General features: G+C 72.2%; 3 protein-coding genes and 1 pseudogene. 2 read left to right on the top strand and 2 right to left on the bottom strand.

The genetic code is table 11. The annotated features are described in order from the left end of the window. Nucleotides 1–45 precede the first annotated feature (45 nt). Together PKE44_RS17535 and PKE44_RS17530 are read right to left on the bottom strand one after the other, a co-directional pair. Nucleotides 46–693, bottom strand: coding sequence for a YdcF family protein (locus PKE44_RS17535; RefSeq protein WP_324553838.1), 648 nt, complete (start codon nucleotides 691–693; stop codon nucleotides 46–48). 28 nt (nucleotides 694–721) lie between these two features. Then, complete coding sequence (locus PKE44_RS17530) at nucleotides 722–1,378, bottom strand: class I SAM-dependent methyltransferase (protein ID WP_324553836.1); 657 nt, start codon at nucleotides 1,376–1,378, stop codon at nucleotides 722–724. Between the two features lie 77 nt (nucleotides 1,379–1,455). Between PKE44_RS17530 and PKE44_RS17525 the strand changes: the two genes are divergently transcribed. Together PKE44_RS17525 and PKE44_RS17520 are read left to right on the top strand one after the other, a co-directional pair. Further along, nucleotides 1,456–2,223: a metallophosphoesterase gene (locus tag PKE44_RS17525; protein WP_324553835.1), complete on the top strand. Its 768-nt coding sequence runs from the start codon at nucleotides 1,456–1,458 to the stop codon at nucleotides 2,221–2,223. A 181-nt stretch (nucleotides 2,224–2,404) separates the two neighbouring features. Continuing rightward, a pseudogene (locus PKE44_RS17520) lies at nucleotides 2,405–2,950 on the top strand (nitric oxide reductase); the annotation flags it as partial.

The following is a 2,950-nucleotide window of genomic DNA, read 5'->3' as shown; positions in this document are numbered from 1 at the left end:
ACCCTGGCGCCCGATGCCCTTGCCGGCGCGCATCGGCCGTGCCGGTCACGACTCGCCCGCGGCCGCGTAGCCGGCGGTCGGCTCGTCGAAGTCCAGGAAGTGGCGGCCGAGCTTGTAGCGGGCGTAGTCGAAGGTCTCCTTCAGCAGCAGGTCGAACTGCGTCGAGAAGCTCTGGAAGCGCGTGGTCGGTGTCGGTGACGGGCGGGCATCGATGCCGAGGTCGCGGGCCATCGTCATCGCGCGGCGCATGTGCAGCGGGTCCGAGACCAGCAGCACGCGCCTGAGGCCATTGCGCTCCAGCAGCAGCCGGGCGTTGACGAGGTTGCCGAAGGTCGAGCGCGAGGCGGTCTCGACGTGGATGGCCGACTCCGGCACGCCGCGGCGCAGCGCGTAGTTGCGCGCGACTTCGGCCTCGGAGCGCGTGTCGCCGCGCCCGACGCCGCCGGTGAACACGATCGCGCGCACGCGGCCTTCCTTGTAGAGATCGAGCGCGTGCTTGATGCGCTCCTCGAACACCGGCGACGGCCGCGTGAACCAGGCGGCGGCCCCGAGCACGACCGCCGCATCGGCCTGGCCTTCATCGCGGTTGTCGGCGTAGATCGCCACGCGCGCCATGAACCAGGCCATCAGCAGCGCCGGCGTCAGCACCAGCACCAGCACGACGGTCAGCAGGCGGCGGACGCGGCGGCTCATCTTCGGTATCGGTCCTCACGGCCAGTGGTCAGCGCTTCAGCGCCAGCGCCAGACCGTCGCCGACCGGCAGGTGCGCCAGGTCGATGCGGTCGTCATCGCGCAGCAGCAGGTTCAGGCCACGGATCGCCAGCGTGTCGGCGTCGTGCGCGGCCGGGTCGGCGACGCTGCCGCCCCAGAGCGTGTTGTCGATCAGGATCACGCCGCCGGGGCGCAGCATTTCCAGCAGGCGCTCGTAATAGAAGAGGTGCGCGGTCTTGTCGGCATCGATGAAGGCCAGGTCGATCTTGTTGCGGCCGAACTCGGTGATCAGCCCGTCGAGCGTGTCGAGTGCCGGACCGAGGCGCAGCTCGATGCGATCGGCGACGCCGGCCTCCTGCCAGTACTGCTGCGCGGTCGCGGTATGCACCGGGTCGATGTCGCAGGCGATCAGCCGGCCGTCCGGCGGCAGCGCCAGCGCCATCGCCAGCGCGCTGTAGCCGGTGAAGGTGCCGACCTCGACGATGCGCCGCGCGCCGGCCAGGCGTACCAGCCACTGCATGAACTGGCCCTGTTCGGGCGCGATCTGCATGCGCGCGCGCTCCAGCGTCGACGTGTACGCGCGCAGCCGCCGCTGCACGTCGGTCTCGCGCAGCGACACGTCGATCAGGTAGTCGTACAGGGTCTCGGTCAGCTGGATGGCTTTCATGGGGACGCGGCACTCCGGCGGCGGGGGGACAATGATAGTCATATACCCGTATCCCGCCGATTGCCGGAGCCTTGCCGATGAAACCCGAATCCGCCGTGCGCATCGTGCAGATCAGCGACTGTCACCTGCGCAGCACGCCGGGCGCGCAGAGCTGGGGTGTCGATGTCGATGCCGGCCTGCGCGCCGTGCTGACCCTCGCGACCGGGCTGCAACCGGCGCTGCTGCTCGCGACCGGCGATCTGGTCCACGACGAAGGCACACCGGCCTACGAACGCCTGCGCGATGACTTCCTGCTGCCGAGCGGCCTGCCGGTCGCGGCTCTGCCCGGCAACCACGACGACTCCGACGCCCTCGCCGCCTGCTGGAGTTCAGGTCCGGTGCAGCGGCGCCGGCAGCTCGAAGCCGGCGGCTGGCAACTGCTGCTGCTCGATACGCGCGTGCCGCAGAGCCCGGCCGGGCGCCTCGCGCCGTCCGAACTCGACTTCCTGCAGCAAAGCCTCGCCGCGCGGCCGCAGACCCCGACGCTGGTCGCGCTGCACCACCCGCCGCTGCTGACCGGCTGCGCCGGTTTCGACGCGATCGCCCTCGACAACCGCGCCGAACTGTTCGGGGTGCTGAAGCAGGCGCCGCAGGTGCGGGCTGTGGTGTTCGGCCACCTGCACGCCGAGGTCGATACCGTCATCGACGGCATCCGCTGCCTCGGCTGCCCGTCGACCTGCATCCAGTTCGACCTGCAGGCGCCGGAACCGGCGGCCGATGCCGCGCACGGTCCGGGCTGCCGGCTGCTGGAACTGTTCCCGGACGGGCGGCTGCAGACGCAGGTGCTGCGGGTCGAGGGCGCGTAGCCGCGCGGCTCGCGCGAGAGCCGGTGCGAAAGCCCGTCCGGCGGCGATGCAGCGCTGCCTCTGCCTGCGCCTGCCGGCTGTGTCGCGGCGCACAGGTGGTAGCCGCCGCCATCTGCACCGTCCGCGGCCGGATAATCCGCCTTTGCCTGCGCCCGCGGCGCGCCTCCGGAGTCCTCCGCAGATGGAAGAACAGGTCGGTCAGCTCTGGCACCGGCTGGTCACGCGCGCGGCCAGCCGGCGGCACCCCGAAGCCGCGGTGCGGCTGGCTGAGGTGCAGAAGACGGTTGCCGTGCTGTTCCGGGCGCTCGGCGGTGACGGGGCGCTGAGCGTGGCCGGGGCGCAGGCGCTGGAGCACGGGGCGCGGCGCGGCTGGTTGGAGCGCATCGCCGGCAGCGGGCGGGAGGCGGCGCTGGCGTGGCGCGACGAGACGACGCTGCGGCTGCCCGAATGCATCGACCTGTTTGCAGACCCGGCGCTGAATCGCGACCTGTACCTGTGGCTGGCCGCGCTCGCCGCGCAGGCGGGCACAGAGGACGACTCTGATGCCGACTGGCTGGTCGCGAGCGCCCGGCAGACCTGCGCCGCCCTCGCGCGCTTCCCCGGCCTCGCGCCGCGCTACGAGCAACTCGTGGCCGCGCACCTCGCGCAGCGCCCCGATCCCGGCCGGCTGCCGGCCGATGAAGCCGCGGCCGAGCGCAGCATCCGCGCCGTCCTCGCCGATCCCGCC

Source organism: Plasticicumulans sp., assembly GCF_035331805.1.
In the GTDB taxonomy this organism is placed as follows: domain Bacteria; phylum Pseudomonadota; class Gammaproteobacteria; order Competibacterales; family Competibacteraceae; genus Plasticicumulans.
Note: the sequence above shows the minus strand (reverse complement) of the source record. Positions and strands in the feature narration are given on the sequence as shown.

What these genes read in the sequence shown, in the direction of transcription:
- PKE44_RS17535 (WP_324553838.1), bottom strand. Translation starts at nt 693, where the DNA reads ATGAGCCGCCGCGTCCGCCGCCTGCTGACCGTCGTGCTGGTGCTGGTG.
- PKE44_RS17530 (WP_324553836.1), bottom strand. Translation starts at nt 1,378, where the DNA reads ATGAAAGCCATCCAGCTGACCGAGACCCTGTACGACTACCTGATCGAC.
- PKE44_RS17525 (WP_324553835.1), top strand. Translation starts at nt 1,456, where the DNA reads ATGAAACCCGAATCCGCCGTGCGCATCGTGCAGATCAGCGACTGTCAC.